Annotated in this window: 1 pseudogene; it reads left to right on the top strand. The window is 65.7% G+C overall.

Annotated elements, in window-relative coordinates:
- Positions 1 to 242 (top strand): annotated as a pseudogene (locus ACPYOM_RS23630) (mandelate racemase/muconate lactonizing enzyme family protein); the annotation flags it as partial.

Here is a 242-nt window from a genome sequence, read left to right on the forward strand (position 1 = left end):
TCACCACCCGGCTCATCACGGTTCCGCTGCTGCGCAGCTGGGGTGCGGAGGCGCCCGAGAACCATGTGATTGTCACCGAGCTGACCACGGACGACGGCGGCACGGGCCACGGCTTCTCGTGGACACCCACCATCGGTCCCCAGGCAGTGAAAGCCCTGTTGGATCACGACATCGCGCCCTTCGTGGCCGGCATGGACACGAACCCTGAGACCGTCTGGGACCAGCTGTGGAAACGGCTGCAT

The organism is Monashia sp. HAY1-2A (assembly GCF_056755315.1).